The organism is Aggregatibacter kilianii (genome assembly GCF_003129965.1).
Taxonomy (GTDB): Bacteria; Pseudomonadota; Gammaproteobacteria; order Enterobacterales; family Pasteurellaceae; genus Aggregatibacter; species Aggregatibacter kilianii_A.
This window is the reverse complement of the sequence record NZ_NRCJ01000005.1, coordinates 52,572-78,803: the sequence shown is the minus strand read 5'-3', so window position 1 is coordinate 78,803 and position 26,232 is coordinate 52,572. Positions and strand designations below refer to the sequence as shown.

Below are 26,232 nucleotides of genomic sequence, written 5' to 3'. Positions count from 1 at the left end.
TCTTGCAATGCAATTGGGTCGCATCCCAAGCCAAAGTGCGGTTGAAAAACGCTGTGAATTTTCACCGCACTTTTTTATGGTCGGAACACGCCAACCGATAGTACACGCCCTGCCCATATCTTTTATATCAATAAGTTACAGTACACGCTATGAAGCTCGTACTATTTGTATGGTTCCCTACAATTTCACTCTAAAACACAAACATTTCTGACCGCACTTTTTCCCTCTAAAAAGCCCACCTAAAACGGTTATTAATTATACAAAGTGCTATAATATTTCTGCTGAGAAATCAGCATTTACACCACAATTCCCAATCTATTTTCAAAAGGAGAGTTTTTATGTCATCAATATTTGTACGTAGCTGTCCGATTGTACTTACCGCTTTAATTTTGTCCGCCTGCTCAGGGAACAAATCAACGCCAGCTGCCAATCCTACACCGCCTCAATCTGCCACTCAGGCAGAACAAACCGTAAAACCGCAAGACAACGGAACAGGTAACACCCAAGCGAATCAGGAGAACATGACACAGGGCAAGGTAACCGAGCCACAAAAAGAACCTGCAAAACCGCCGGTGGTTGATGTTCCGACAGACAAGCCTGCTGAAAATCCAACAGATAAACCGACTGATAACACCGCAAGTAATCCGCCGGAAAAACCAACTGATAACCCCGCAAATAACCCATCAGAAAAACCAACCGATAACACCGCGAATAATCTGCCGGAAAAACCGAGCGAACAAGTTAAGCCTGCCGAGCCTGCAAAACCGACGGAAAATATCGCTAAGGAAATCACCGGGTTTTCACGGCAATATATGGAGCCCCGTCTTAGAGAAATGCCGCCTTATATCGATCCCTTAGAAGCCACCTATATGAAAACGGAAAAAACCGATAATCTGTACACATTGGTGGTCGATGGACAAAAGATTGATATGCTCCCTGAGGGCGCAAAAATAGGAGGAACAATCGAAACACAAGAGAAAAATGAGCATGGCAGAGTGATCATCACTAAAGAGTTGAATACCGATTTGCAGTATGCTGTTACCGGCGCTTATACCTATCCCACAAACAAACCTTGTGCTGCGGGCGATATAAACTGCGAAATCGATAGAGATAGTTTAAGTTCGGTAGGTTATGATCCTAACTTACCTAAACATATTTATTTTGTCCAAGGTTTCGAAACCCTAGATATGCCGACGAACGGCACTGCCGAATATGTCGATCATAAAAACACGTTTTTGGTTAATTTTGGTGAAAAAACCGTCAACGGAAACTTGTTGAGTAATCAGTTTACCGCCAAAATCAGCGGCAACAAGTTTGCCACCGAGCGAGATCCGACGCTAAACCTCGAGGATGTGTTTTCCGTCAACGGCGGATTTTTTGGTCCGAATGCGGCGGAAATGGCGGGCGTGTATAACGATCATGATAAGTACGTAGGCACGTTCAGTGCCAAGAAAACCGAGAAATAAGATACGGTAATAAAAAGTGCGGTGGATTTAAAAAACGTTTTTAAAACCCACCGCACTTCGTCTATCAAAAAGAGCAACACAGCCTAGCCATGTTGCTCTTTATCTTTCAAATTAATTCAACAACTTATTTCTTCTTTGTCGGTCTTTCCCAGCCTTGAACGTGTTTTTGCGGGACGCGGGTGGTGACCAGTTCGTCGCGTTTGACGTCATAGCGGATGGTGGAGCCTGCGCCGATGGTGGCGCCGCTTTCGATAGTGACCGGGGCGACAAGTTGGCTGTCGGAACCGACGAACACGTTGTCGCCGATGGTGGTTTTGAATTTGTTGGCGCCGTCGTAGTTGCAGGTGATGACGCCTGCACCGATGTTACAATCTTTGCCGATTTCCGCATCGCCCACATAGGTTAAGTGGTTCACTTTTGAGCCTTTGCCGATGTGCGCTTTTTTGATTTCCACGAAGTTGCCCACATGGGTGTTTTCGGCGAGTTCTGCCCCCGGGCGTAAGCGGGAGAACGGCCCGATAGCGGCGTTGGCGCCGACGGAGGCATCCTCCAGCACAGAATAAGGCTTAATTTCTACGTCATCACCGATGTCGCAGTTGGTCAGCACGCAACCGGCACCGATTTTCACCCGATTTCCCAACCGCACTTTGCCGTTTAAAATCACATTCACATCAATTTCTACATCTTTGCCGTGAGTCAGTTCGCCACGCAAGTCAAAACGTTCAGGGTCTAACAACATCACACCGGCTAACATCAGTTTATCCGCTTGTTTACGTTGGAAATAACGTTCCATACGCGCTAATTGTTGGCGATTATTAATGCCTTCAACTTCCATAAAATCTGTTGCTTGCACAGCAACGACCGAACATCCGTCACGATTTGCCAAACCAATTACATCCGTAATGTAATATTCACCCTGCGCATTATTGTTATCTAATTGAGCAAGCCATTTTTTAAAACCCGCACCGTCGGCAACCAAAACCCCCGTATTAATCTCCCGAATTTCCTGCTGCTCCGGTGAGGCGTCTTTTTGCTCCACAATTCCAACAACCTTACCATTTTCACGTAAAATTCGACCATATCCTGTCGGGTTATCCAATACTACCGTCAATACTGCAACACCGTTTTCCGGTTTGGCATTAATCAACTTTTGCAAAGTTTCAGGTGTAATCATCGGTCCATCGCCATACACCATCAAAATGTTTTCACCATCGGCGAAAAACGGTGCCGCCTGTTGCATAGCGTGCCCCGTGCCGAGCTGTTCCGTTTGCAACACCCAGTTCACCGGCTCGCCTGCCAAGCGTTGTTGCATTAAATCGCCGCCGTGTCCGTAAACCAAATGAATATTGCGCGCGCCAAGCTGTTTGGCGGTGTCGATCACATGTTTCACCATCGGTTTGCCCGCGATAGGGTGCAACACTTTCGGTAAATCGGAATACATACGGGTGCCTTTGCCGGCAGCCAGAATTACTACGCTGAGTGCTTGAGTTGTCATAAAAATGTCTCTTTTGTTCGCTAAAAATTGCGCGCTAGTATATCATTCTTGCAATTTCGAGTTAAGTTAAGGATAAGCCGCAATATGCAACAGGAATATTATCTCGGCATCATGTCCGGCACCAGTTTGGACGGCGTGGACATCGCCCTGATGGCATTCACCGAACCACCGCAATTTATCGCAGGTCAATTTACGCCTATGCCGTCGGATTTACGACAAGATTTATTGCAATTAGTTTCTCAAGGCAGCACCACATTGCAACGACTGGGCGAACTGGATCACCGTTTGAGCTTGTTATACGCCGACGCCGTTAATCGTTTCCTCGCCACCCATCACCTTCAACCGCAACACATCCGCGCCATCGGCTGCCACGGACAAACCGTGTGGCACGCGCCACAGGGCGATTTCCCGTTCACCATGCAATTAGGCGACATGAATCTGCTTGCCGCACGCACCGGCATTGACGTGGTGGGCGATTTTCGACGTAAGGACATGGCATTCGGCGGGCAAGGCGCACCGCTGGTGCCCGCGTTTCATCAAGCGCTGTTTTATGATGAACGTTGGGCGACAGTGGTGCTGAACATCGGCGGCATCAGCAATATTTCCGTGCTGTTTCCCAATCAGCCGATTATCGGCTACGACACCGGCACGGGCAACGCCTTAATGGACGGCTGGATCGAGCGCCATCTGGGTAAACCTTATGACGCCGACGGGCAATGGGCGCGCAGCGGCAAAGTGCGGTCGGAATTACTGGCGGAAATGCTGAAGGAGCCTTACTTCCAACTGCCGCCGCCGAAAAGTACGGGGCGCGAATTGTTCAATCTTGCGTGGCTTGAAAAAACACTGAAAAAAACCACCGCACTTTTAGGCGACATTCCGCCGCAAGACGTGCAAGCCACCTTGCTGGAATTCACTGCACAAAGCATTGTCCTTGCCTTAAATCAGCTTAAAACCGAACTACCACGCCGTTTGTTGGTGTGCGGCGGCGGGGCGAAAAACGGCTTGCTGATGGAACGTTTACAAGCGTTACTGCCGCAATGGCAATGCCTTCCGACCAACGATGCGGGGTTAGACATCGATTATGTGGAAGCCGCCGCCTTTGCTTGGCTTGCCTATCGTCGCATTAATAACCTGCCTTCCAATTTGCCAAGCGTGACCGGCGCCCAAAGTGCGGTCAGTTTGGGCGCTATTTTTCCTGCGGAGAAAATCTCATGAGCGAACAGAATCTATTAAACAGCCTCGCAAAAATGTTAAGCGAACAACGCAATCCGAACACCTTGCATATTGATTCCCTGTCGCCGTTGGACATCGTGACCTTATTAAATAACGAAGACAAACGGGTGGCGTTGGCGGTGGAAGAAAATCTGCCGCACATTGCGCAGGCGGTGGAACGCATTGTAGCGGCATTTCAGGCGGGCGGACGCTTGGTTTATATGGGTGCCGGCACCAGCGGTCGCCTTGGCGTGCTGGACGCCTCCGAATGTCCGCCGACCTTTGGTGTGCCATCCGGCATGGTGGTGGGCTTAATCGCCGGCGGCGAAACGGCATTGCGCAACGCCGTGGAAGGGGCGGAAGACAATATTGAGGCAGGCGAACAGGATTTACGCAATATTCATTTCTGCGCTAAAGACGTGTTGGTGGGAATCGCCGCCAGCGGTCGCACGCCTTATGTGATCGGCGGCTTGAACTACGCCAAACAACTCGGCGCGACGACGGTGTCCTTAGTCAGTAACCCGAATGCGCCCATGAGCGACATCGCAGACATCGCCATCACCACCGCGGTCGGGCCGGAAGCCCTCACCGGCTCCAGCCGCTTAAAATCCGGTACGGCGCAAAAAATGGTGCTGAATATGCTCACCACCGCCGCCATGATTCGCCTCGGCAAATGCTACCAAAACCTGATGGTGGACGTGCAAGCCACCAACCAAAAACTCAAAGCCCGCGCCATCCGCATTGTCATGCAAGCCACCGACTGCGACGCCACCACCGCCGAACACACCCTGCACACCACCGACGGCAACGCCAAACTGGCGATCATGATGTTGTTAAGCGGGTTGGATAAAGCACAGGCGGAAGCGGTTTTGGCACGGAATCAGGGAAGATTGCAGGCAGCGCTGGCGGGGTGAAAAACGTCGGGAAAAACGACCGCACTTTTTCACTTCTGATGGTGCGTCAGCAAATCATAACCGATGGGAGATAGTAAAATGAATCCAACCAAAGTCAATCGGGACAAATTATCGCAACTGACGGATTTACCGAATGTCGGTAAAGCGGTTGCAGATGACCTGCGAAAACTCGGGATTAACAAGCCACAGGATTTGACGGGACGTGATGCTTATGCCATGTATTATGAGCTCTGTGAATTAACCGGAACGCAGCACGATCCTTGTATGATTGACGTATTTCTCTCCTTAACCGACTTTATGCAAGGAAACGAGGCTAAGCCTTGGTGGGCGTTTACTGAACAGCGTAAGACTTACCTGCGTCATGGACGTATTCGGTTAAGTGATGAATAATCAGAATCTCTCCACGCTGTTTTTGTGATGTTTGATTAGAGCAAACAATAAAGGTACCAAACATGCTTAGCGATTTTGCTGATCTAAAATTGCAGTAATCACTTTGAGATATTCAATCGCAAGGCTTTGTTGTCCGACGCTGGCGTTAAAGACTAAATCTTCAGATAACACACCGCAGGCTACATTTTTTGGCACCTCGCCTTGTTCATAAGCCTCAAAATCTTCACGCCAGTTGCCATCAAAATAATAATGTTCAAGCTGTTTCATCTTCGGCAAAAACGCCTGCCATTTTTCTAGGAATTGTTCTGCTTCAGCTAGAAAATCATTGGATTCATTCAAGATGCTTTCCATTTTGGTGAGTTGATTTAATCGTTCTTGAGATAGCATGCTTTCCTCCAAAATAAGGGAAAAAATAACCGCACTTTCGCTCAAAAAGTGCGGTCGATTTACAGGGTGTTTTTACAGACTACACATCATAAGTGGTTGAAGCCGTATTACCGCCGCGACCTGTCCAGTTGGTGTGGAAGAATTCACCACGCGGTTTGTCGGTGCGTTCGTAAGTGTGTGCGCCGAAATAGTCACGTTGCGCTTGCAACAAGTTTGCCGGCAAGCGGGCTGAGGTGTAGCCGTCCAAGAAGGTGATTGCTGACGCCATGCAAGGCATTGGAATACCCACTTCGATGGATTTCGCTACCACTTTGCGCCAGTCGCCCATGGCGTTTTCTAAGATGCCTTTGAAGTAGCTGTCGGAACCTAAGAAAATCAAGTCCGGATTCGCTTCATAGGCATCGCGGATGTTGCCTAAGAAACGGCTGCGGATGATACAACCTTCTCGCCACAACAACGCGGTGTTGCCGTAATTGATGTTCCAGTTGAAGTTTTCGGACGCTTCACGAATCAACATAAAGCCTTGTGCATAAGAGATGATTTTAGATGCCAATAACGCTTTACGCACCGCTTCAATCCAGACTTTTTTATCGCCTTCCACCTTGCCGATGGTTTTGTTGAACAATTGACTTGCCGCAACGCGTTGATCTTTAAAGGCAGATACGCAACGGGCGAATACGGATTCGGTGATGAGTGTCAACGGAATACCGAAATCCAATGCGTTGATACCTGTCCATTTACCTGTCCCTTTTTGACCGGCTGTGTCTAAGATTTTATCCACTAAACGTGCGCCGTCCGCATCTTTGTAGCCCAAAATATCCGCAGTGATGTCGATTAAGTAGCTGTCTAATTCGGTGTTGCGCCATTCGTTGAAAGTGGCTTGTAATTCGTCATCAGACAAACCCACGCCTTCTTTTAAGAATTGGTAGGCTTCGCAAATTAATTGCATATCGCCGTATTCGATACCATTATGCACCATTTTCACGAAATGGCCTGCGCCGTCTTTACCCACCCAGTCACAGCAAGGTTCGCCTTGTTCGGTTTTGGCGGAAATGGCTTGTAGCACAGGTTTCACATATTGCCATGCTTCTTCGTTACCGCCCGGCATAATGGATGGCCCGTGGCGCGCCCCTTCTTCACCGCCTGAAACGCCGGTACCGATGAAACGAATGCCTTTTTCGCGTAACGCCGCCACACGACGGTTGGTGTCCGGATAGTTGGAGTTACCACCGTCGATGATGATGTCGCCTTCTTCCAAGTGCGGAAGTAATGCGTCGATAAATTGATCCACCACGTCACCCGCGCGCACCATCAACATCACTTTACGCGGTTTTTCCAATTTGTTCGCCAAATCTTCTAAAGAATACGCGCCGATAATGTTCGTGCCTTTCGCCGGGCCTTCCAAAAATTCATCCACTTTGGACGTGGTACGGTTAAACGCCACCACTTTAAAGCCGTGGTCGTTCATATTTAAAATGAGGTTCTGCCCCATCACGGCTAAGCCGATAACACCGATGTCGCCTTTTACTGACATGTTTTTCTCCTGTTGGTAGGGTGGGATAATCCCACCGATTATGATCTTTTTAAGGTTTATTAAACGTTTCTAAATTTTTTCTTAACTCAAGATAATTTAACAAAAAAATTTCTGGAATACCTACTCCTATACCTAAAATAAACCAACCACTAATATTTAATGGCAAAGGGAAGTAAGACGATAGAAATATAATAATAGCTATACACCACAATACAAAAAGACCAATAAAAGAATATTTCTTTAGTTTTATTTTCTCTATCTTCTTTTTACCTTCTGATGTCAATTTTGCATCTATATTTACCAGCTTTTTCTGATATAGCTCAAAAAATATAAGGAAATTATGATCAATATTAGCTTTCACTAATTTCTTTACCTCTTTATAGGTAATTCCAGCAAAACAAGGAAATACATTACATGTAAGTGATTGAATTAGTTTAGACTCTTGATCTAGTTTACTGATCTCTTCTTTTGAAAAATATTTTTTAAATAACTCTAACTTCTTTATTGCGGCATTTTGAGTGAAATTTGAAGCGCTTTTAAATAGTCCATATATCCCGCCTACTGCTGTTATTATAGTAGGAATTATCTCATTATATTCCTGTATTAATTTTATAAAATTTGACATTACTATCACCTCTGATAGCGCACGTTTCCCAACGTGTGCCTTTATCTACAAGCACACGCTATGAAGCGTGCGCTATCAAAAACCCAAAAGTGCGGTCGTTTTTCTAAGTGTTTTTTACGTCCAAAACAAATTCTGCCGCCATTTGCGAATGCAATTTGGCGGTATCAAAAAACGGTAACGGAGAATCGGTTTGATTCACTAATAAACCGATTTCCGTACAACCTAAAATCACGCCCTCGGCACCTTGTTGTTTTAAGGATTCTATCGTCTCTAAATAAAACGCTTTTGATTGCGGCAGGCATTTTCCCACACAAAGTTCATCAAAAATAATGCGATGAATTTCATTTTGAGTTTCCTCATTCGGCACAATTGGCATAATACCGCGCGCCACTAAACCATCGCGATAAAAATTATCGCTCATGGTGAATTTTGTGCCTAATAAAGCGACTTTATGAAACCCTTGCGCTTTAATGGCATTCGCCGTGGCATCTAAAATATGGAGAAACGGAATAGAAATCGCCTTTTCAATTTGCGGCGCGACTTTATGCATGGTATTGGTCGCAAGCACAATGCCCTGCGCACCAATCGTTTCTAATTTTTTGCCCGCTTGCGCCAAAATCTCACCCGCTTTTTGCCACTCACTTTGCTTTTGGCATTGCACGATTTCTTCAAATTCCACACTGAACATCACAATGAGTGCTGAAACATTACCGCCTTTTTGTTGGTTGACTAAACGATTTATTTCAGTGTAATAAGTCGCTGTGCTTTCCGGACTCATTCCGCCGAGAATACCTAATGTTTTCATTTCAATCTCCCATGTGCTCCAAAAGTGCGGTCATTTTTTCGGTCATTTTACAAATCGCCACATTCACCTTATTTTGTCACAATGTTCGTGCTAAAAATTGGGAGCTGCCCCCAAGCACCGCCACCAAAGCCTTTGCAGCTACCACTGCTGCCTTTGCCGCTGTGTAAGAAGATTTTGCCATTCCACACAGCTTCTTCTGAAACCCAACAATCGCCTAAGCCACGCGCTTTAAATTCGCCCGCCACATAGGCATAGCCCGATTTTTTATCGTAACCTGCGACGTTATATTGATTAGCAAGCACTTGATCGACTTTAGTGAGTTTATCATCTAGCACTGCATAGAAATTCGTGTATTGATAGGCGCCACCATAACAAAGCGCTTCAGCAAGCACTTTACCTTGCGTGAGAGGATAAATCGTGATTGCTTCTGTAGTCGGATACTCTTTATTGGATTCCAAACCATAGCAATAATTATCCTTACTTTCATCAGTGCCATTTGCTTGGCGTAATAACGCCAACAGGTTATCAAACTGTGCCGAACCCCGTTCAATCCTCGTTTCTTTTTGATTTGGCACTTTCACTGCTTGAATCGTCGGCACTTTTTGCGGTGCTAACACCGCTTTTTTGCTTTCACCTTGGCGAATCAGTGCCGACGGCGTGTTTAATCGCTGTTGGAATTCATCCATTTTAAGCATAGCCGCCATAGCGCCTTTATCGGATAGCGGGCGAGAGTTTTTGCCATAGGTAACGCGGATCTCGCTTGATTTTTTCAGCCCGTTCAGTAACGCCTTGGTTTGAGTGGGTGTCAGTTTATCGGGATTCTCATCGGAAAGATGTGTGATCGTTCCTAATGATTTCCCATTTAGCCAAATTTCAATATTTTCGCCTGCTTTAACATCTTCTTCATTTTCCCCTATCGGCAAAATATAAAGCTCGCCTGAAACGGAAGCATTTTCACCAGCCAAACGAGTAAATAAAAGAGATACAGGGAGTGCCTCATCCTTTTCCTCATTTTGATAGCCCGCCATACGGCAAGTGCCCGTATTATCACAAACCAAATCCCAATCTTGATAGTTGGCTTCAAAGCCTTTAATCGGCGTAGCAAAAGTTGCCATAGGCAACAAGGTGAACAATAAAAATTTTTTCATGTGATTCCTTATAACAATCCCGCTGCTGCTTTATCCAAATACCACTCCGTCACGCCATTTTTCGCGTGAATTTTCGCTGCGGGATAGGGCAGGTTTTCTGCCGGTGTGGTTTGGATTTCTTTTAAGATTTCCGCTTTGCCTTCGCCGGTGACTAAATAGGTAATACGTTTCGCTTGTTCGATTAATTTTGCGGTTTTGGAAATGCGGATTTGCCCGCTTTCAGGGTGTTTGGCGATGACAGCAAGGTTTTCATCATCAAAGTTGGTTTGATGTGGGAAAAGGGAAGCCGTGTGACCGTCGCCCCCCATGCCGAGAATGATCCAATCAAAAACGCCGTCAGAAATGACCGCACTTAATTCTTCCTCAAAGCGTTTAAGCTCCAAGTGCGGTTCGTTTTCGCCGCGAATTCGATGAATATTTTCCGCAGGAATTTGAATGTGATCGAACAATAATTTTTGCACTTCGCCGTAATTGCTTTCCGGATCGGACGGCGGAACCATGCGATCATCGCCCCACCAGAAATGCAGATTATTCCAGTTAATTGCTGTGGCATAAGGCGCTTGCGCAAGGGTTTTAAACAATAATTTCGGGGTAGAACCGCCGGAAAGGGAAATGTGTACCGGGTGATTGACTTGGCTGTAAATCACGAATTCTTGGGCGATTTTTTCGACCGCGTGTTGGGCGGTGGGGAAGGTGATGGTGTTCATGGCTATTCCGTTGTTATGCCGTGGGTAAGTATACCCACGGTTAGTTATAGTGATTCCCCTTTGGGGAATAGGGGGAATAAATGCGCTACCCCAGCGGGGTAGAATGATGACTAACCTAGGGTATACCTACCCTAGGTTTGCCAACTACACTTTTTTCTTCATCAAACCACTCGGGCGACGCCATACGCGGCCGCTTTTGGCAATGAGTTTATCGGCTGCCGTCGGTCCCCAAGTGCCGGCTTCATAATCATAGATTCTGCCGCCTTGCGCTTTGTAATCCAGAATCGGTTGCACGAACTTCCATGCGGCGTGCACGGCGTCGGTACGGGCGAATAAAGTGGCGTCGCCTTTCATCGCGTCGAGCAGCAAACGCTCATAAGCGGTCATGACGGTAGCACCGGCTAAATCGGCATAGCGGAAATCCATGGAGACTTCTTTCGCCTCAAAACCTGCACCCGGTTTTTTCAAGCCGAAACGCATGGAAATGCCTTCGTCCGGTTGAATGCGAATAATCAGTTTGTTTTCAGGCGCATTTTGGCTAAACACCGGGTGCGGTGTGGTTTTGAAGTGAATTACGATTTCGGTGACGCGTGCCGGCAAGCGTTTACCGGTACGCACATAAAACGGCACGCCCGCCCAACGCCAGTTTTCAATTTCGCAACGCAACGCCATGTAGGTTTCCGTGGTAGAATACGGCGGCACACCTTTTTCTTCCAGATAGCCTTTCACCATTTTGCCATCCACTTCGCCGGCGACATATTGCCCCAGCACCAGATTATGCTCCACATCTTCCTGTGTCAGTGGGCGCAAACAATGCAGCACTTTCGCCACTTCGTCACGCATGGAGTTAGCGTTAATAATCGCTGGCGGTTCCATCGCCACCATGGCAAGCACTTGCAACAAATGATTTTGGAACATATCACGCATGGCGCCGGAACCGTCGTAGTAGCCTCCACGCTCTTCTACGCCGATAGATTCCGCACCGGTAATTTCAATGTAATCAATGAAATTACGGTTCCACAGCGGTTCAAACCAACCGTTGGAGAAACGCAATACGAGTAGGTTTTGAACGGTTTCTTTGCCGAGATAGTGGTCAATACGATAGATTTGATGTTCTTCAAAGAAGCGGTGAATTTGAATGTCTAAGGCTTCAGCGGTTTTGCGGTCATAACCGAACGGTTTTTCCACAATCAGGCGTTTCCAGCCGTGGTCTTCTTTATTCAAGCCCTGCTCTGCCAAACATTCAGGAATCACGCCGTACAAACTCGGCGGCGTGGAGAGATAATATAAAGTGTTGCCTTCGGTGCGATAGGTTTCGTGCAGTTCATCAAGGCGCGGGATGAGTTTGGCGTAGTCGGCTTTGTCCGCCGTATTCACCGCCTGATAATACAAGTGGCTGCAAAACTGCTCCAAACATTCACCTTCCGCGCCCTCGTTTTGAATGAGCGTTTGACGCATTTTTTCACGGAAAGATTCATCGTTCAGTTCGGTACGCGCCACGCCCAGCACGGAGAAATCTTCGCCCAGTCGATCAATTTTATAGAGATTATATAAAGCCGGGATAAGTTTACGATAGGTCAGGTCGCCGGAGGCGCCAAAGATCACAATACAACAATTTTCTGCTTTCATTTTGTTACCACGTTGATGTTATATGTTGAATAAATGCTTCGTATAATAGGTAAAATTATCCCGCTTTTCCAATCGCTCTAATTAATCGGAGTGAAAGATTTTATCCCACGGGAAATCCTGCGTAATGCCCATGACAAAATTCGGATTCACGAAAGATTCCCGTTTATTATAGGTAAGCGGTTGATAATTCAGGTCAAATATAATTCCGCCCATTTCCGCCAGTAAAATTTCAGCAGCGGCAGTGTCCCATTCGCCGGTACAACCTAAACGAATGTAACAATCACACACGCCGTCCGCCACCAAGGTGCTTTTCAGCCCGCTGGAACCGCAAATATGAAATTCGTAGGCTAAATTCTTGTTTAAAATCGACCGCACTTTTTCTGCCGCCGAGGCGGATCCCACGGCGATGCGTAAGGCACTGTCGGGATCGATATCGCGGAAAGTGAGTTTGAGGTGCTGCCCGTCATGGTGTTTATAGGCACCGAAGCCTTGCATAGCATAGTAGGTGCAGCCTGACATCGGTGCATGAATCACCCCCAACACAGGCTGGTGATTTTTTACTAAGCTGATTAACACGGCAAATTGGTCTGTGCGATTAATAAATTGCTGTGTGCCGTCGAGGGGATCAATTAACCAATAAGACTGCCACGCCTGCCGCTCGGCAAGGGGAATGTGGCAATTTTCTTCCGATAAAATGGGAATCTGCGGTGTAAGTGCGGTCAGTTTTTCCGTTAAAAATTGGCTGACGAATAAATCCGCCTCGGTCACCGGTGTGTTGTCCTCTTTGATTTGAACCGCCACCGAACGTTGATAAAAGCGACGTAAATGCTCACCCGCCTGTTGGGCGATATCTATTACATCCTGCAATAAATGGGTCGTGAGGATTGGCATAGTTTTCCCTCCTATGTTCGCAATCGTAGTTCGCCGTTTTTATCTGGTTTTCGGTAACAGCAAGGGCAAGACGAGAACCGAATACAACGCCATACCGAAACTCAGTAAAAACGCCATATCAATACCACCGCCACGCAGCCAAATGCCAAACGTCATGTTCGGCTGAGAGAGCGTCATGTAGATAAAGCTCACTATGTTGCCATAACAAAAAGCGATAATCAGCGAGATTAACACAATCGCCACCATGTTATAGCGCGTATAGCGATAAATTTTTGTCCACAAAGCAATGAGAAAAGCGGGCACAGTTGCCACGAGAAAAGTCGATAACAGACTAAACAAAACCAAATCGGCAGTGCTAAATACGCCGTCTGCATTGTCATCCACACAAATGCTGACGATGGTGCCGATAATTTGAGCAAGCAGAGGAAATAAAACCAATGTTTTAATATAAGGATATTTTAACGACATAGGGTTCCCGAGTAAAAAAATAGGCGATCCAAGGATCGCCTATTGTAGAGGAATTTTAACAATTACGCAGATTTTTTTGCACGCAATACGCGGGAAGTGAAAATCACGACGCCGGCAATAAAGACGGCTAACCCGAGCACTTCGGCAATCGTATCCCAATTTTCCAGATTTAACGCCAACGGCGCTTCGGATCCACCGGAAGTCACGGAGGCGGCGATAATGAAGGCTAAAATCACGCCCATCAGGCTTTCACCCACGATTAAACCGGCAGAGAATAAGGTACCGAAACGTTCCGCACGTTTGCCGACGTCTTTGTCGCCGGTGCGCGCGGCGTATTTTGTGATATGGCGGTTAATGATCCAAGCTAAGAACGCGCCACAAACGACCGGCATGTTGATAGACGGCGGTAAGTAAATACCAATCCCCACGGCAAGTACCGGCAAGGCGAATTTTTTATCGCTCACTTTTTTCAGGAAGCTGTCAATAATAATTAATACCGCGCCTAAACCAACACCGGTTAAGATGTAAGTCCATTCCAATTTATTGGAGAAGATCCCTTGTGAAATGGTGGTCATTAAGGTGGCTTGCGGAGCGGATAAGGCTTGTGCCGGATCCATGTCGGCACGCGGTAACGCGCCTGTGAAGCCGTAAGCGTGATACAGAATTTCCAATACCGGCGCAATCACCAACGCCCCCACGAAACAACCGATAATCAACGCCACCTGTTGACGCCATGGTGTCGCTTCCACCAATAGACCCGTTTTCAAATCTTGTAGGTTATCGTTGGAAATGGTTGCCGTAGTCAATACGATGGACGCAGTAAACAACGTCAATGCGGTCAAAAATTTCTGTCCGTCGGCAGTTTCAAATAAACCGGAAGCATTACCGATAGACACCAACACCAAGGAAATGACGATGACGGAAATGATCCCGATACCGGATATCGGGCTGGAGGAGGAGCCCACAAGCCCCGCCATGTAACCTGACGCTGCCGCTACAAAGAAACCAATAAACACCGCCAAGAAAGTACAAACGACAACCAATAACAACGCCAGTTCAGGCGAAATCGGCGCAGCTGCGATGAAGTGATGCAAGGAAATCACGATTAACGCCACGGAAGCAATTAAGATGTAAATCATGGTTTTTGGTGAAAGATCGATATCGATGCGATGTTCTGACTCGCCATGTGTGCCTTTTAACATACGGAAAGAATGCACCATGCCTTCAACCATTGGTTTCATCAACACCAATAATGTCCAGATTGCCGCGATACCGATAGTGCCCACGCCGATAAAACGCACTTTGGTTTTCCATACTGTCCACGCAGTATCGATTAAACTGGCATCCGTTGCGACATCACCTGACGCGCTAAAGAATGGCACGGCAACGCCCCAAGTTAAAATCACACCGATTAACATCGCAATACCGCCCACGATACCGATTAAATAACCCGCACCAAGCAAAGCTAACGAGAAGCCCATTGGCAGTTGGAAAGCGGCTTTTCCGGTTTGAATCCATGCGCTTGCTCCGTCCGCCATCACGCGTAAACCATTGGTCAAGAACGCTACCAAGCCGGCAAAAATACCGCCGTAAGCAATGTCTTTCACGCCGCTATCGCCGTCAGAATGGTTGCCGGCTTTCAAAATTTCCGCCGCCGCAACACCTTCCGGATAAGGCAAGTCGCTGTTTACCACCATAGCACGACGCAAAGGGATCGTGAACAACACGCCCAAGGTACCGCCTGCGGCACAAATCAACATGGTTTGCCAAAACGGAAAGTCTTGCCAATAGCCCATCATTAACAAGCCCGGCAAGACGAAAATCACGGAAGACAGCGTACCCGCCGAAGAAGCTTGGGTTTGCACCATATTATTTTCTAAAATGCTGGAATCTTTAAAGAATTTCAGCACTGCCATGGAAATTACCGCCGCCGGAATCGAAGACGCAAAGGTCATCCCGACTTTCAGTCCCAAATACACGTTGGATGCGGTAAACAACACCGTAATCAACGCCCCGAGCAACATACCTCGGAAAGTGAGTTCTTTTAAATTTGTCGATTGCATAATATACCTGTTCATTAATTTTTATAAAAAAACCGCGTTACCTTGGCAAAAAAACGCCAAACAATCAAGATTCATTCAGTTAATTTTGTTTAAATTGAATTTTATTTAAAATAACCGCATATTTTTAAATTTTTTTTCTAACGCTAAATCTTTTCATCGGATATCCCCCCCCCCCACAAATAAGAATCTGCCTGACGGCGTTATAATCTTAAATTCATCTGCTTTAGTCTCAACCGCAAAAAATAGCGAATCTCGTCAATTTATTTATTTTTAATATCCGATATAGTGCGCCGCACCTAATTCTATTTAGGTAGATAACCCTTAAAAGTTTTGTATCATCCACTTAATTATGAATTTCCGTGAGGCTGGAAAATGAATGCATTAGTTGAATTACTTGCTAAAATCGTTGCGCCGATGCAACGCCAATTTATTAATTTTGTACGCATTGCCATTTGTATTGTCATGGTATGGATCGGCGGTTTAAAAGTCTGTCAATATGAAGCAGACGGTATTGCACATTTCGTGTCAAATAGCCCCTTTTTAAGTTTCCTCTATAAAAACGGATCGAATTTAGTACAAAATGATAAAGGCGAATTAGTCAAAGAATATACCCTTTATAAGAATCCTGAAGGTAAAATGGTAGCGAAAAATATCGAATGGCATAAAGCCAATGGTACCTATACCGCGTCTTACATTATCGGCGCTATGATTGTGACCATCGGTCTATTAACCTTGGCGGGTATCTGGTCACCGACTTTGGGATTATTCGGCGGCTTACTGACGTTCGGTATGTCTATCGTCACCCTGTCGTTTCTCATTTTCACGCCGGAAACCTGGGTACCGAACCTAGGTGGGGATTTCCCGACACCGAATTATGGCTTCCCTTATTTATCCGGTGCAGGACGACTGATTATTAAAGATATTATTATGATGGCGGGAGGATTGGTTGCCGCTGCCGAATGTGCGAATCGCTGGCTGAAGCAAAAACAATCCGCCTAATAAATAAAACCGCAATGAAGCTTATCACCTTGTGATAGGCTTCTTCGCTTTAAGGTAAAAATAAAAACATGGACTATTTAGATCAGCTTATTCGACTATCGGGTATTGAAGGAGAAATCAATATACTCTGCCGTTTTCAGGGCGACTGGCTGGTTCACCAAAAACAGGCACCGAATTTAATCGGCAAATTTCATATTGTATCCAAAGGCGAATGCCAAATTCGGCTAAAACACCAAACTTGTCATCTCAAACCGGGGGATGTGATTTTTCTGCCTTACGGCGAAGAACATAGTATTTATCACGGCACCAATACCGAAACGTCCATTACCGAAAGCACACAAGGCGCATTTACCGTTCATCGCAATAACGAAAAAGAAGCCGACGATTTCGAAATGTTCTGCGGCTATTTTCGTTATCTAAACGTCGCCCAAAGCGCCTTGTTTAATCTGCCCCACTGGCATCTTTCCACCAATAATGCCTCGATCATGGCGTTGCTTGAGTTATTACGCAAAGAAACGGAAGATAACTTGGGCAATAAAGCAGTCGTCAATGCGTTATGTAATATTCTTTTTACTTACCTAATCAGAGACTATCTCCAACACAATGAGGTAAATAAAGGGATACTCGGTGCATTGCAGGACAAACGGTTAAAAAATGCCGTCAACGCCATTATGAGCCATCCTAAAGAAAGCTGGAGCATGGAGGCCTTAGCGGAAAGTTGCGCGATGTCCCGTGCGAATTTTATCCGCATGTTCAAACAAAAAACCGGGATTTTACCCGGTAAATTTCTGACCATCATGCGCATGAACATGGCGGGAATGTTACTGAAAAACAGCCAAAAATCCATTCCCGTCATTGCCTCGGAAGTGGGCTACCAATCGGACACGCATTTTACCAAAGTCTTTAAATCCTACTACGGCGTTTCTCCGGGCAAATACCGTTTAATGTAACCGGATCTATTTGTTAAGTTGTTTATTTATTAAGCCGCCCTTCTCGCTGTAAATAGTCCCTCACCAAATAAAGTGCGGTCAGATTTTTCGCTTCATTGAAATCCGGATCGTGCAGCAATTCGTCAATATTTGCTAACGGCACACGCACCAGTTCCAGCGGTTCCGGCTCGTCGCCTTCCAATTTGCTTGGATAAAAATCCTGCGCCAGTAAAATATGCATCGGGTTGTTCATAAAACCGACGGACGAGTTAACAGTGCGCAAATGCACCCAGGATTTCGCGCCGACACCGATTTCCTCCTGCAATTCGCGATTGGCGCTCTGCTCCGGCGTTTCGCCCGCGTCCATTCTGCCTTTCACAAAGCCCAATTCATAACGCTCCGTGCCCACGGCATATTCGCGCACCAGCAATAAATCCTCACCGTCGATAGCCACCACCATCACCGCCGCATACTTCCCGGGGCGAAAACGCTCATAAGTGCGGTGCTCGCCGTTGGCGAATTTCAAATCCACCGACTGAATTTCAAAAATGGTTGATTTTGCTACCGTTTTTATATTTAAAATTTGCGGTTTGACTAACCCCGTCATGTTGTTCCCTCGTTTTACAAACTGCCGAAATAGCGATACCATACCCCACTATTTTCACAAAGAAAAGGGACCGCAACGGGATGGCACAACAAAAATTTAACTGGCAGGCAATCGACACCGTGATTCTGGATTTGGACGGCACACTGATTGATCTGTATTTCGATCATCGTTTCTGGAAAAACGTCGTACCGCAGGCATACGCGGACAAATTCAAGCTGTCCGTGGAACAAAGCCGCGAGTTGATTCATCGCCGTTATCAGCAGGTGGAATTCAGTATGCAATGGTATTGCATTGATTTCTGGGCGGAAAATCTGGATTTGCCGTTGCGTGAATTGTTGCAGCAACAGCGCGACTACATCAAAGTGCGGTCGGATGTGTACCCGTTTTTACAGGCTACCCGTGAGCGTCGCAAAAAATTGATTTTGCTCACCGACAGCCACCCGTTCAGTTTGGCGGAAAAACTAAAACACTGCGATTTAGCACCGCACTTTGATCTGCTACTTTCCAGCCACCAATTTAACGCGCCGAAAGTGGAACAATCCCTGTGGCACCGTTTGCAGCAATTCACCCCGTTCGATCCGAGTCGCACCCTTTTCATCGACGACACCGAACCGGTGCTCGACAGCGCCAAACAATTCGGCATCGCCTACACCGTCGGCGTAGAAAATCCCGACAGCACCTTGGCGGATAAATCCTTCGAACGGCATTTCTCCATCAAAAACTACCGCACTTTACTGTAACGGAGCGACACCATGGCAAAACATGCTCAGGCAACGGAAGAAAAAGAAGCAGTGCGTTTGGACAAATGGCTGTGGGCGGCTCGATTTTACAAAACCCGCACCCTCGCCAAAGAGATGATCGACGGCGGCAAAGTGCATTACAACGGGCAACGCAGCAAACCGAACAAAATCGTGGAGGTGGGCGCTACCCTCAAATTACGTCAAGGCAACGAAGAAAAGGAAATTGTCGTGCTCGCCCTTTCCGCCCAACGGCGGGGCGCACCGGAAGCACAATTGCTTTATCGCGAAACGGAACAAAGCGTCGCCAACCGTGAAAAACTCGCCATGGCACGCAAAATGAACGCCCTTTCCATGCCGCATCCTGATCGCCGCCCCGACAAAAAAGAACGCCGCGATTTACTCAAATTCAAGCACCAAAACCAAGAATAAGCGCGCCCTTGTAATCGGCGGAAACGCCCACATATTTGGCGAACGTGATTCATTTAGGAACAAAAAAGATGACAAATTACATTCAAGACAACGACCAACTTTATCGCTATCTGTTCAAAGATCGCTCGGTGCGCGGCGAATGGGTACGCTTAAACCAAACCTTTAACGACACCTTAAACACCCATCATTACCCGCAAGCGGTACGCAATTTATTGGGCGAAATGATGGTCGCCACCAGCTTACTCACTGCCACCTTAAAATTTAACGGCGACATCACCGTGCAAATTCAAGGCAACGGTCCGTTAAAACTGGCGCTGGTGAACGGCAACGACCAACAACAAATCCGCGCCCTTGCCCGCTTGCAAGGCGATATTGACAGCGGCATGAGCCTGCACCAAATGATCGGCAAAGGCGTGTTGGTGATCACCATCGCACCTAAAGAAGGCGAGCGTTATCAAGGCATTGTCCCGCTGGATAAACCGACCATCAGCGAATGCCTGGAAGACTATTTCGTGCGTTCCGAACAGCTACAAACCCAGTTGATTATCCGCACCGGCGAATACGACGGCAAACCGGTCAGTGCCGGCGTGTTGCTACAAATCGTACCGGACGGTTCCGGCTCCCCGGAAGATTTCGAACATTTGGCAACCTTAACGGCGACCATCAAAGACGAGGAAATTTTCGGCTTAAGCGCGGAAGAATTGCTGTATCGCTTATACCACGAAGAAACCGTCGAACTCTTCGCGCCGCAAGCCGTGAGCTTCCACTGCGGCTGCTCGCAAGAACGCTCCGGCTCCGCCTTATTGCTCTTGCCGGAAGACGAAATCGAACAAATCCTTGCCGAAAACCAAGGCACCATCGACATGCAATGCGAATGCTGCGGCACGCATTATTTGTTCAATAAAGAGGCGATTGAGAAGTTAAAACAAGCGGTTTAGACTGCCCTAGGGTAACGAGTTGCTCTAAGTTAAGTAGCGTTATTCCCCTTTGGAGAATTTTAACAACACCGCTGGCGCGCGTTTCCCAACGCGTGCCTTTTTCTTTTACATTAGGCACAAACTAAAGAAACGCATATTATTAAGCAATAAATTAATAATATCTATTACGGACATCTAGTTGCGGGATTTCAATTTTACACTTTTTCCCTTTATTGGGTTTATTGGCATTACAAGCCTTTAATGCTTCTTTTTCAACTTGTCCACAAATGCCTGACTCAGACCAAGAATGTCCCCAACTGCCATCTTTACCACGATAGGATGCCATTGCGATGCAACCATTAGATTGAGTAACGACCCATTGACATTCACCCCTACCGGACTTTTCACAATTCTCAATTGCAACTTGTCTAGCTAAATCTAAAGACGTATTCCCTGTTGACCACCCCCAATCACCTGTTTTGGGATTTACAGCGATTACACCAAAATAATAAAAGTTGGGAAGTGGAGCAAAATAAGTTCCTGAAGAGCCTCCGGATGTTCCGCTTCCGGATGAGCAATTTGGATTATATCCATATCCACACAATGACGGATCATTTTGTAATGCGCCTCGCGTTGCATCATAGGCATAAACATTCCCACCTATTATCAACAATAAAATCGGTAGCCATTTTTTCACAATAGTATTCCTTTGGTTAGGAGAAAATAAATCCGATGAAAACTATCAGAATTTCAATGGAAATGCACTGAAAATATTTTCCTACTCACACAAACCGTAAAGTGCGGTCAAAAAATCCAATGGATTTTTAACATTCCCGCCATTTCCCCAAGAAAACCGCCCGTTTTTTTGCTATGCTAGGCATCATTTTTTAACTGAGCCGAGCCGAATATGAGCGAACAAAATTCCCCTTCACAAACTGAAAAACACGCTGAAAATCAACCGCACTTTACCCAAGCCGACCATCAGGAAACGACCCATTTCGGCTTTCAAACCGTTGCTAAAGCGGAAAAACAAAAACTGGTGGCGAATGTGTTTCATTCCGTAGCAGGCAAATATGATTTAATGAACGACCTGCTGTCGTTCGGCATTCATCGCCTGTGGAAGCGCTTTACCATTGATTGCAGCGGGGTGCGTAAGGGGCAGAAAGTGTTGGATTTGGCAGGCGGTACAGGCGATTTTACGGCGAAATTTTCCCGTTTGGTCGGCCCGAGCGGCGAAGTGGTGTTGGCGGATATTAACGATTCCATGTTACAGGTGGGGCGTGAGAAATTGCGCAATCTCGGCGTGGTGGGCAACGTCAATTATGTGCAAGCGAACGCAGAAGCCCTGCCGTTTCCCGACAACACCTTCGATTGCGTGATCATCAGTTTCGGCTTGCGCAACGTGACGGACAAAGACAAAGCCCTGCGCTCCATGTATCGCGTGCTGAAGCCGGGCGGTCGTTTGTTGGTGTTGGAATTTTCCAAACCGATTTTGGATCCCTTAAGCAAAGCCTACAATTTCTATTCCTTCAATATTTTGCCGAAAATCGGCGAAGTGGTGGTGAACGACAGCGAAAGTTACCGTTATTTGGCGGAATCCATTCGTATGCACCCGGCACAGGAACCGCTCAAAGAGATGATGCAACAGGCGGGCTTTGAACAGGTGGGTTACTACAATCTCACCGCCGGCATTGTGGCGTTGCATCGCGGTTATAAATTCTAAGGCTAATGAAGGACGGCTTATGCTTTTCAACCTCAGTGCACTCTCGCAACAATTACCGCAACAACTGATGTTGCCGCAACTTTTGAACAGCGGGCTGGAAAGGGTGTTAAATCACCTCATTCAACGCACCGCGCATTGCGCGCCTTATTTGCGCAAACTGGCGGACAAAAGCCTGCAAATTCGCATTAAAGGCGTACAAACCACCTTTTATTTTCTGTTTTCCGAACAACGCATCGACGTGTTGCACCAATATGAAGCGACTCCCGATTGCGCCGTTACCCTCAATCCGAATCTGCTCTTCACGCCGCTGAAAAAATCCCAAATCAGTCAATGGATTAACGATAAATCGCTGATATTGGAAGGCGACTTGCAGGTATTGCAGGATTTCGCCGCGCTGGTGGAATTTCTGGAAAAAGATCCGGCGGAACTGCTGTCGCCTTATGTCGGCGACATTGCGGCGCAAAGTGCGGTCAATTTTTTACGCAAAATTCTTGCCGTGGGCAAACAAAAAATCAGCCAAAGCCAACGTTATTGGGGCGAACGCCTAACGGAAGAATGGCAGGTGATTTCACCAAGCCTTGCCCTCGCAGATTTCGGCGATCAGGTAAAAACGTTGGAAAAACAGACCGCACTTTTAGAACAAAAAATTAATCAACTCATGGAAACCCGATGAATTTGGCAAATCTGAAACGATTGTACAAAATTATTCACACCTTTTTGGTGTACGGCATTGACGAGGCGTTACCGCATAATCGCTATACCCGTCCGCTGCGTTGTTGGCGTAAAACCCTGTTTTGGCTGCGCAACAAGCACCCGCAACAATCCTTCGGTGCGCGCTTACGTTTAGCCTTGCAGGAACTCGGCCCGGTGTGGATTAAGCTGGGGCAAATGCTGTCCACCCGACGGGATTTGTTCCCGCCGGAAATTGCCGATGAGCTGGCCTTGTTACAAGATCAAGTGGACCCTTTCGACGGCAGACTGGCGCGTGCGGAAATTGAACGTGCGCTGGGCGGAAAACTGGAAACTTGGTTTGACGAATTTGATGAAAACGCACTGGCGTCCGCGTCCATCGCCCAAGTGCACACGGCGAAATTCAATGTCGACCAGCCGTTAGCCGGACAGGAAGTGGTGCTGAAAGTGATTCGTCCGAATATTCAGCAGGTAATTGATGCGGATCTGGCGCTGATGTATCGCCTTGCTGGCTGGATCCCCCGTTTATCGGCGGAAGGGCATCGCCTGCGTCCGGTGGAAGTGGTGCGCGAGTATGAAAAAACCTTGCGCGACGAACTGGACTTGCGCCGCGAAATGGCAAACGCCATTCAACTGCGCGCCAATTTTGAAAACAGCCCGATGTTGTACATTCCGCAAATGTATTCGGATTTCTGCCGCCAAAACCTTATCGTGATGGAGCGCATTTACGGCATTCCGGTGTCCGATGTGGCGACCTTGGAACAAAACGGCACTAACATGAAACTGCTGGCGGAGCGCGGCGTGCAGGTGTTTTTCACGCAGGTATTCCGCGACAGTTTCTTCCACGCCGATATGCACCCGGGCAATATTTTCGTCAATCCGCAACACCCGGAAGATCCGCAATACATCGGCATCGACTGCGGCATTGTGGGGCGCATGAACGACCACGACAAACGCTATTTGGCGGAAAGTTTTGTGGCGTTCTTTAACCGCGATTATCGCCGCGTAGCACAAATGCACGTGGAATCCGGTTGGACGCCCGCCGACACCAATATCGACGAATTCGAGCAGGCGTTCCGCGAAGTCTGCGAGCCAATTTTCGCCAAACCGCTATCGGAAATTTCCTTCGGGCATGTGTTGCTTAATCTGTTTAACGTGGCACGCGAATTCAATATGCAAGTGCAACCGCAGTTGGTGTTATTGCAAAAAACCTTGCTTTACATTGAAGGCTTGGGGCGTCAGCTTTACCCGCAACTGGATTTATGGGACACCGCCAAGCCGTTCCTGCAAAACTGGCTGGATGAACAAATGGGCATGAAAGCGGTGTTGAAAACGGTAAAACAAAAACTGCCGTATTGGCGCGAGCATTTTGCCGAGCTGCCGGAAAACGTGATGGACGCATTACAACAACAACGGGTTATCGCCAATCAACTGATTGAATTAAATCGAAAAATGCAGAAAAAACAAAACGCTGCTGGCAAGTCTTATAGCTTAATCATCGGCGCGCTGGTGTTTCTTGCGACCATGTGGCAATTCCCGCAGTTGCCGGGCTGGTTAAGTGCGGTGCTTTTTTCACTGGCTTTTGTGATTTGGCTGCTCGGTTTGCTGTTGTGTTAGCCCTTGCCCGCCAAGCGGAAAAGGTAATATGAACTACGTCAAGAAATGCAAAAATAATCAATCCTGACTATTGTTCAAACCGCGTAAAACGGGTATAGTCAGGCACGTTTTTACTTATCAATTACGACAAAATAACGAGGTTTTTATGGGCGGTATTAGCATTTGGCAATTAGCGATTTTAGTCTTAATCATCGTATTGCTGTTCGGAACGAAAAAATTACGCACCTTAGGCACAGACTTGGGTGAATCCGTGAAAGGCTTCAAAAAAGCCATGAACGAAGAAGCCAAACCGGAAGATACGACGTTCGACAAGGTTGAACAAAAACAAAACGCACAACCGACACAAGAAAAAAGCAAAGACAAAGAACAGGCATAACCCGTGTTTGATATTGGTTTTTCCGAGATTGTATTAGTTTGCATTGTGGGCTTAGTGGTACTAGGCCCACAACGTTTACCGGTGGCAATTCGTACCGTCATGACTTGGGTGCGTACCATTCGCGGCCTGGCGGCGAACGTGCAAAACGAGCTCAAGCAAGAACTAAAATTGCAGGAATTGCAAGACAGCATTAAAAAAGCGGAAAGCCTGAATCTGAAAGCGTTGTCGCCGGAATTAGGCAAAACCGTGGAAGAACTGAAAGCCTCCGCCGACAAACTGCGTTCCGAGTTGGAACAAAAAGCCAACGACACCAACACAACCTTCCAAGATCAGGTTGATCAGCTGAAACAGGCTCAAGCAGACAAAAGTGCGGTGCAAACTGCCGAAGAAATTGAGTACATCCACCCCGGCGCAAACCAGCACAACCCGATGGCAAATTACGACATTCTCGATGTGGAAGATTATGCCGAACACACCGACGCTTTAGCGGTGGAAGAAATGTCGAAAAATTTGACCGCACTTTCTCCGGCGGAACAGGCGGAGCAGGAAGAAATCGAGCTGGATGAAAAGTTGGCGCATTACATCAATCAATATGATCCCGACAATCCGTTGCCTGCCAACACAGACGCAGAAACGTCGGACAAAACTTCAGAGAAAAGTTAACCCTTTCGCATCGCCTTACATCAGGATAACTTATGACCAGCGTTGACGACACTCAACCCCTCATCACTCACTTGGTAGAACTACGCAACCGCTTATTACGCAGCATTATTTTTGTTGCTGTAGTGTTTGTCGCATTAGTTTACTTTTCCAACGAAATCTATAACTTTGTGGCAGCACCCTTAACGGCAAACCTGCCGAACGGCTCCAGCATGATCGCCACCAACATCGCCACACCGTTTTTCACCCCGATTAAACTCACCGGCGTGGTTGCCATTTTTATTTCCGTGCCGTATTTGCTTTACCAAATTTGGGCGTTTGTGGCGCCGGCGTTATATCAACATGAAAAACGCCTGATTTACCCGCTGTTATTTTCCAGCACCCTGCTGTTTTATTTAGGCGTGGCATTCGCTTATTATGTGGTGTTTCCGCTGGTGTTCAGCTTTTTAACCAAAACCGCGCCGGAAGGCGTCGCCATCGCCACGGACATCAGCAGCTATTTGGATTTTGTGCTCACTCTGTTCCTCGCTTTCGGCGTGTGCTTTGAAGTGCCGGTCGCCATTATTTTACTCTGTTGGACGGGCGTCACCACGCCGGAAGATTTGAAAGCCAAACGTCCTTATATTATTGTCGCCGCGTTCTTTATCGGCATGATTTTAACCCCGCCGGACGTGTTCTCACAAACCCTGCTCGCCATTCCCATGTGTCTGTTGTTTGAAGTGGGCGTACTGTTCGCCCGTTTCTATCGCCCGCGTGAAGATGATGAAAATAAACAAAATGAAAGCGACAACAGTAATCAATAATCAAATTC

The 26,232-nt window shown here is 47.0% G+C and carries 28 protein-coding genes; 15 read left to right on the top strand and 13 right to left on the bottom strand.

The features are described from left to right. The first annotated feature begins 338 nt into the window (after positions 1–338). Entirely contained in the window at positions 339–1,466 is a 1,128-nt protein-coding gene (locus DK430_RS04805; RefSeq protein WP_109077973.1) for a transferrin-binding protein-like solute binding protein, read from the top strand. A gap of 124 nt (positions 1,467–1,590) precedes the next feature. Here the strand turns inward: DK430_RS04805 and glmU are convergent, their stop codons facing one another. Next, positions 1,591–2,961 carry a bifunctional UDP-N-acetylglucosamine diphosphorylase/glucosamine-1-phosphate N-acetyltransferase GlmU gene (gene glmU, locus DK430_RS04800; RefSeq protein ID WP_109077972.1) on the bottom strand — a complete coding sequence of 457 codons (1,371 nt, stop codon included), beginning with the start codon at positions 2,959–2,961 and terminating at the stop codon, positions 1,591–1,593. Between the two features lie 84 nt (positions 2,962–3,045). On the opposite strand from glmU, the gene DK430_RS04795 reads away from it, so the two are divergent. The 3 genes from DK430_RS04795 to DK430_RS04785 all read left to right on the top strand — a co-directional run bounded on the left by DK430_RS04795 (position 3,046) and on the right by DK430_RS04785 (position 5,477). Then, the gene (locus DK430_RS04795) at positions 3,046–4,176 is read left to right on the top strand and encodes an anhydro-N-acetylmuramic acid kinase (protein WP_109077971.1); all 1,131 of its coding nucleotides are present in this window, start codon (positions 3,046–3,048) and stop codon (positions 4,174–4,176) included. Beyond that, positions 4,173–5,087 (top strand): N-acetylmuramic acid 6-phosphate etherase, encoded by a 915-nt coding sequence (gene murQ / locus DK430_RS04790; RefSeq protein WP_109077970.1) that lies wholly within the window; start codon positions 4,173–4,175, stop codon positions 5,085–5,087. The genes DK430_RS04795 and murQ overlap by 4 nt, the downstream gene beginning before the upstream one ends. Before the next feature lie 78 nt (positions 5,088–5,165). Beyond that, positions 5,166–5,477 (top strand): helix-hairpin-helix domain-containing protein, encoded by a 312-nt coding sequence (locus DK430_RS04785; RefSeq protein ID WP_109077969.1) that lies wholly within the window; start codon positions 5,166–5,168, stop codon positions 5,475–5,477. A gap of 66 nt (positions 5,478–5,543) precedes the next feature. Here the strand turns inward: DK430_RS04785 and DK430_RS04780 are convergent, their stop codons facing one another. The 10 genes from DK430_RS04780 to DK430_RS04735 form a co-directional block, all read right to left on the bottom strand. Further along, positions 5,544–5,864, bottom strand: a complete 321-nt coding sequence (locus DK430_RS04780; protein WP_109077968.1) for a DUF4298 domain-containing protein — start codon at positions 5,862–5,864, stop codon at positions 5,544–5,546. A 79-nt stretch (positions 5,865–5,943) separates the two neighbouring features. Further along, positions 5,944–7,398: a decarboxylating NADP(+)-dependent phosphogluconate dehydrogenase gene (gnd, locus tag DK430_RS04775; protein ID WP_109077967.1), complete on the bottom strand. Its 1,455-nt coding sequence runs from the start codon at positions 7,396–7,398 to the stop codon at positions 5,944–5,946. A 49-nt stretch (positions 7,399–7,447) separates the two neighbouring features. After that, a complete protein-coding gene (locus DK430_RS04770; protein ID WP_109077966.1) occupies positions 7,448–8,023 on the bottom strand; it encodes a hypothetical protein in 576 nt (191 codons plus the stop codon). A 103-nt stretch (positions 8,024–8,126) separates the two neighbouring features. Next, a complete protein-coding gene (locus DK430_RS04765) occupies positions 8,127–8,828 on the bottom strand; it encodes an aspartate/glutamate racemase family protein (protein ID WP_109077965.1) in 702 nt (233 codons plus the stop codon). A gap of 68 nt (positions 8,829–8,896) precedes the next feature. Continuing rightward, complete coding sequence (locus DK430_RS04760; RefSeq protein WP_109077964.1) at positions 8,897–9,976, bottom strand: DUF1176 domain-containing protein; 1,080 nt, start codon at positions 9,974–9,976, stop codon at positions 8,897–8,899. 8 nt (positions 9,977–9,984) lie between these two features. Next, positions 9,985–10,683 carry a 6-phosphogluconolactonase gene (gene pgl / locus DK430_RS04755; protein ID WP_109077963.1) on the bottom strand — a complete coding sequence of 233 codons (699 nt, stop codon included), beginning with the start codon at positions 10,681–10,683 and terminating at the stop codon, positions 9,985–9,987. A 144-nt stretch (positions 10,684–10,827) separates the two neighbouring features. Continuing rightward, positions 10,828–12,312: a glucose-6-phosphate dehydrogenase gene (gene zwf, locus DK430_RS04750; protein WP_109077962.1), complete on the bottom strand. Its 1,485-nt coding sequence runs from the start codon at positions 12,310–12,312 to the stop codon at positions 10,828–10,830. Positions 12,313–12,393: 81 nt separating this feature from the next. Then, positions 12,394–13,203: a 3'(2'),5'-bisphosphate nucleotidase CysQ gene (gene cysQ / locus DK430_RS04745; RefSeq protein WP_109077961.1), complete on the bottom strand. Its 810-nt coding sequence runs from the start codon at positions 13,201–13,203 to the stop codon at positions 12,394–12,396. A 39-nt stretch (positions 13,204–13,242) separates the two neighbouring features. Then, entirely contained in the window at positions 13,243–13,671 is a 429-nt protein-coding gene (locus DK430_RS04740) for an HI_0559 family membrane protein (RefSeq protein ID WP_109077960.1), read from the bottom strand. A gap of 62 nt (positions 13,672–13,733) precedes the next feature. Then, entirely contained in the window at positions 13,734–15,734 is a 2,001-nt protein-coding gene (locus DK430_RS04735; RefSeq protein WP_109077959.1) for an OPT family oligopeptide transporter, read from the bottom strand. A 372-nt stretch (positions 15,735–16,106) separates the two neighbouring features. On the opposite strand from DK430_RS04735, the gene DK430_RS04730 reads away from it, so the two are divergent. Together DK430_RS04730 and DK430_RS04725 are read left to right on the top strand one after the other, a co-directional pair. Next, the gene (locus tag DK430_RS04730) at positions 16,107–16,733 is read left to right on the top strand and encodes a YkgB family protein (RefSeq protein WP_109077958.1); all 627 of its coding nucleotides are present in this window, start codon (positions 16,107–16,109) and stop codon (positions 16,731–16,733) included. 68 nt (positions 16,734–16,801) lie between these two features. Beyond that, the gene (locus DK430_RS04725) at positions 16,802–17,683 is read left to right on the top strand and encodes a cupin domain-containing protein (protein WP_109077957.1); all 882 of its coding nucleotides are present in this window, start codon (positions 16,802–16,804) and stop codon (positions 17,681–17,683) included. A gap of 22 nt (positions 17,684–17,705) precedes the next feature. Here DK430_RS04725 and nudE read toward each other — a convergent pair whose 3' ends face one another. Next, positions 17,706–18,269, bottom strand: coding sequence for an ADP compounds hydrolase NudE (nudE, locus tag DK430_RS04720; protein ID WP_109077956.1), 564 nt, complete (start codon positions 18,267–18,269; stop codon positions 17,706–17,708). A gap of 80 nt (positions 18,270–18,349) precedes the next feature. On the opposite strand from nudE, the gene yrfG reads away from it, so the two are divergent. The 3 genes from yrfG (at position 18,350) to hslO (ending at position 20,376) form a co-directional block, all read left to right on the top strand. Then, positions 18,350–19,009: a GMP/IMP nucleotidase gene (gene yrfG / locus DK430_RS04715; protein WP_109077955.1), complete on the top strand. Its 660-nt coding sequence runs from the start codon at positions 18,350–18,352 to the stop codon at positions 19,007–19,009. 12 nt (positions 19,010–19,021) lie between these two features. Continuing rightward, positions 19,022–19,438 (top strand): ribosome-associated heat shock protein Hsp15, encoded by a 417-nt coding sequence (hslR, locus tag DK430_RS04710; protein ID WP_109077954.1) that lies wholly within the window; start codon positions 19,022–19,024, stop codon positions 19,436–19,438. A gap of 68 nt (positions 19,439–19,506) precedes the next feature. After that, complete coding sequence (gene hslO / locus DK430_RS04705; protein WP_109077953.1) at positions 19,507–20,376, top strand: Hsp33 family molecular chaperone HslO; 870 nt, start codon at positions 19,507–19,509, stop codon at positions 20,374–20,376. 151 nt (positions 20,377–20,527) lie between these two features. Here hslO and DK430_RS04700 read toward each other — a convergent pair whose 3' ends face one another. After that, positions 20,528–21,052, bottom strand: a complete 525-nt coding sequence (locus DK430_RS04700) for a DUF4189 domain-containing protein (protein WP_109077952.1) — start codon at positions 21,050–21,052, stop codon at positions 20,528–20,530. Between the two features lie 210 nt (positions 21,053–21,262). Here DK430_RS04700 and ubiE point away from each other — a divergent pair, with 210 nt between their 5' ends. From ubiE to tatC, 6 genes are all read left to right on the top strand, one after another. Beyond that, complete coding sequence (gene ubiE, locus DK430_RS04695) at positions 21,263–22,078, top strand: bifunctional demethylmenaquinone methyltransferase/2-methoxy-6-polyprenyl-1,4-benzoquinol methylase UbiE (RefSeq protein WP_109077951.1); 816 nt, start codon at positions 21,263–21,265, stop codon at positions 22,076–22,078. Positions 22,079–22,097: 19 nt separating this feature from the next. Then, positions 22,098–22,751 carry a ubiquinone biosynthesis accessory factor UbiJ gene (locus DK430_RS04690; RefSeq protein WP_109077950.1) on the top strand — a complete coding sequence of 218 codons (654 nt, stop codon included), beginning with the start codon at positions 22,098–22,100 and terminating at the stop codon, positions 22,749–22,751. Next, complete coding sequence (gene ubiB, locus DK430_RS04685; RefSeq protein WP_109077949.1) at positions 22,748–24,385, top strand: ubiquinone biosynthesis regulatory protein kinase UbiB; 1,638 nt, start codon at positions 22,748–22,750, stop codon at positions 24,383–24,385. Before DK430_RS04690 ends, ubiB begins: the two co-directional genes overlap by 4 nt. Positions 24,386–24,530: 145 nt before the next feature. Continuing rightward, positions 24,531–24,761: a Sec-independent protein translocase subunit TatA gene (gene tatA, locus DK430_RS04680; RefSeq protein WP_109077948.1), complete on the top strand. Its 231-nt coding sequence runs from the start codon at positions 24,531–24,533 to the stop codon at positions 24,759–24,761. 3 nt (positions 24,762–24,764) lie between these two features. Then, entirely contained in the window at positions 24,765–25,424 is a 660-nt protein-coding gene (gene tatB, locus DK430_RS04675; protein ID WP_109077947.1) for a Sec-independent protein translocase protein TatB, read from the top strand. Between the two features lie 32 nt (positions 25,425–25,456). After that, positions 25,457–26,224 (top strand): twin-arginine translocase subunit TatC, encoded by a 768-nt coding sequence (tatC, locus tag DK430_RS04670; protein ID WP_109077946.1) that lies wholly within the window; start codon positions 25,457–25,459, stop codon positions 26,222–26,224. Positions 26,225–26,232 lie beyond the last annotated feature (8 nt).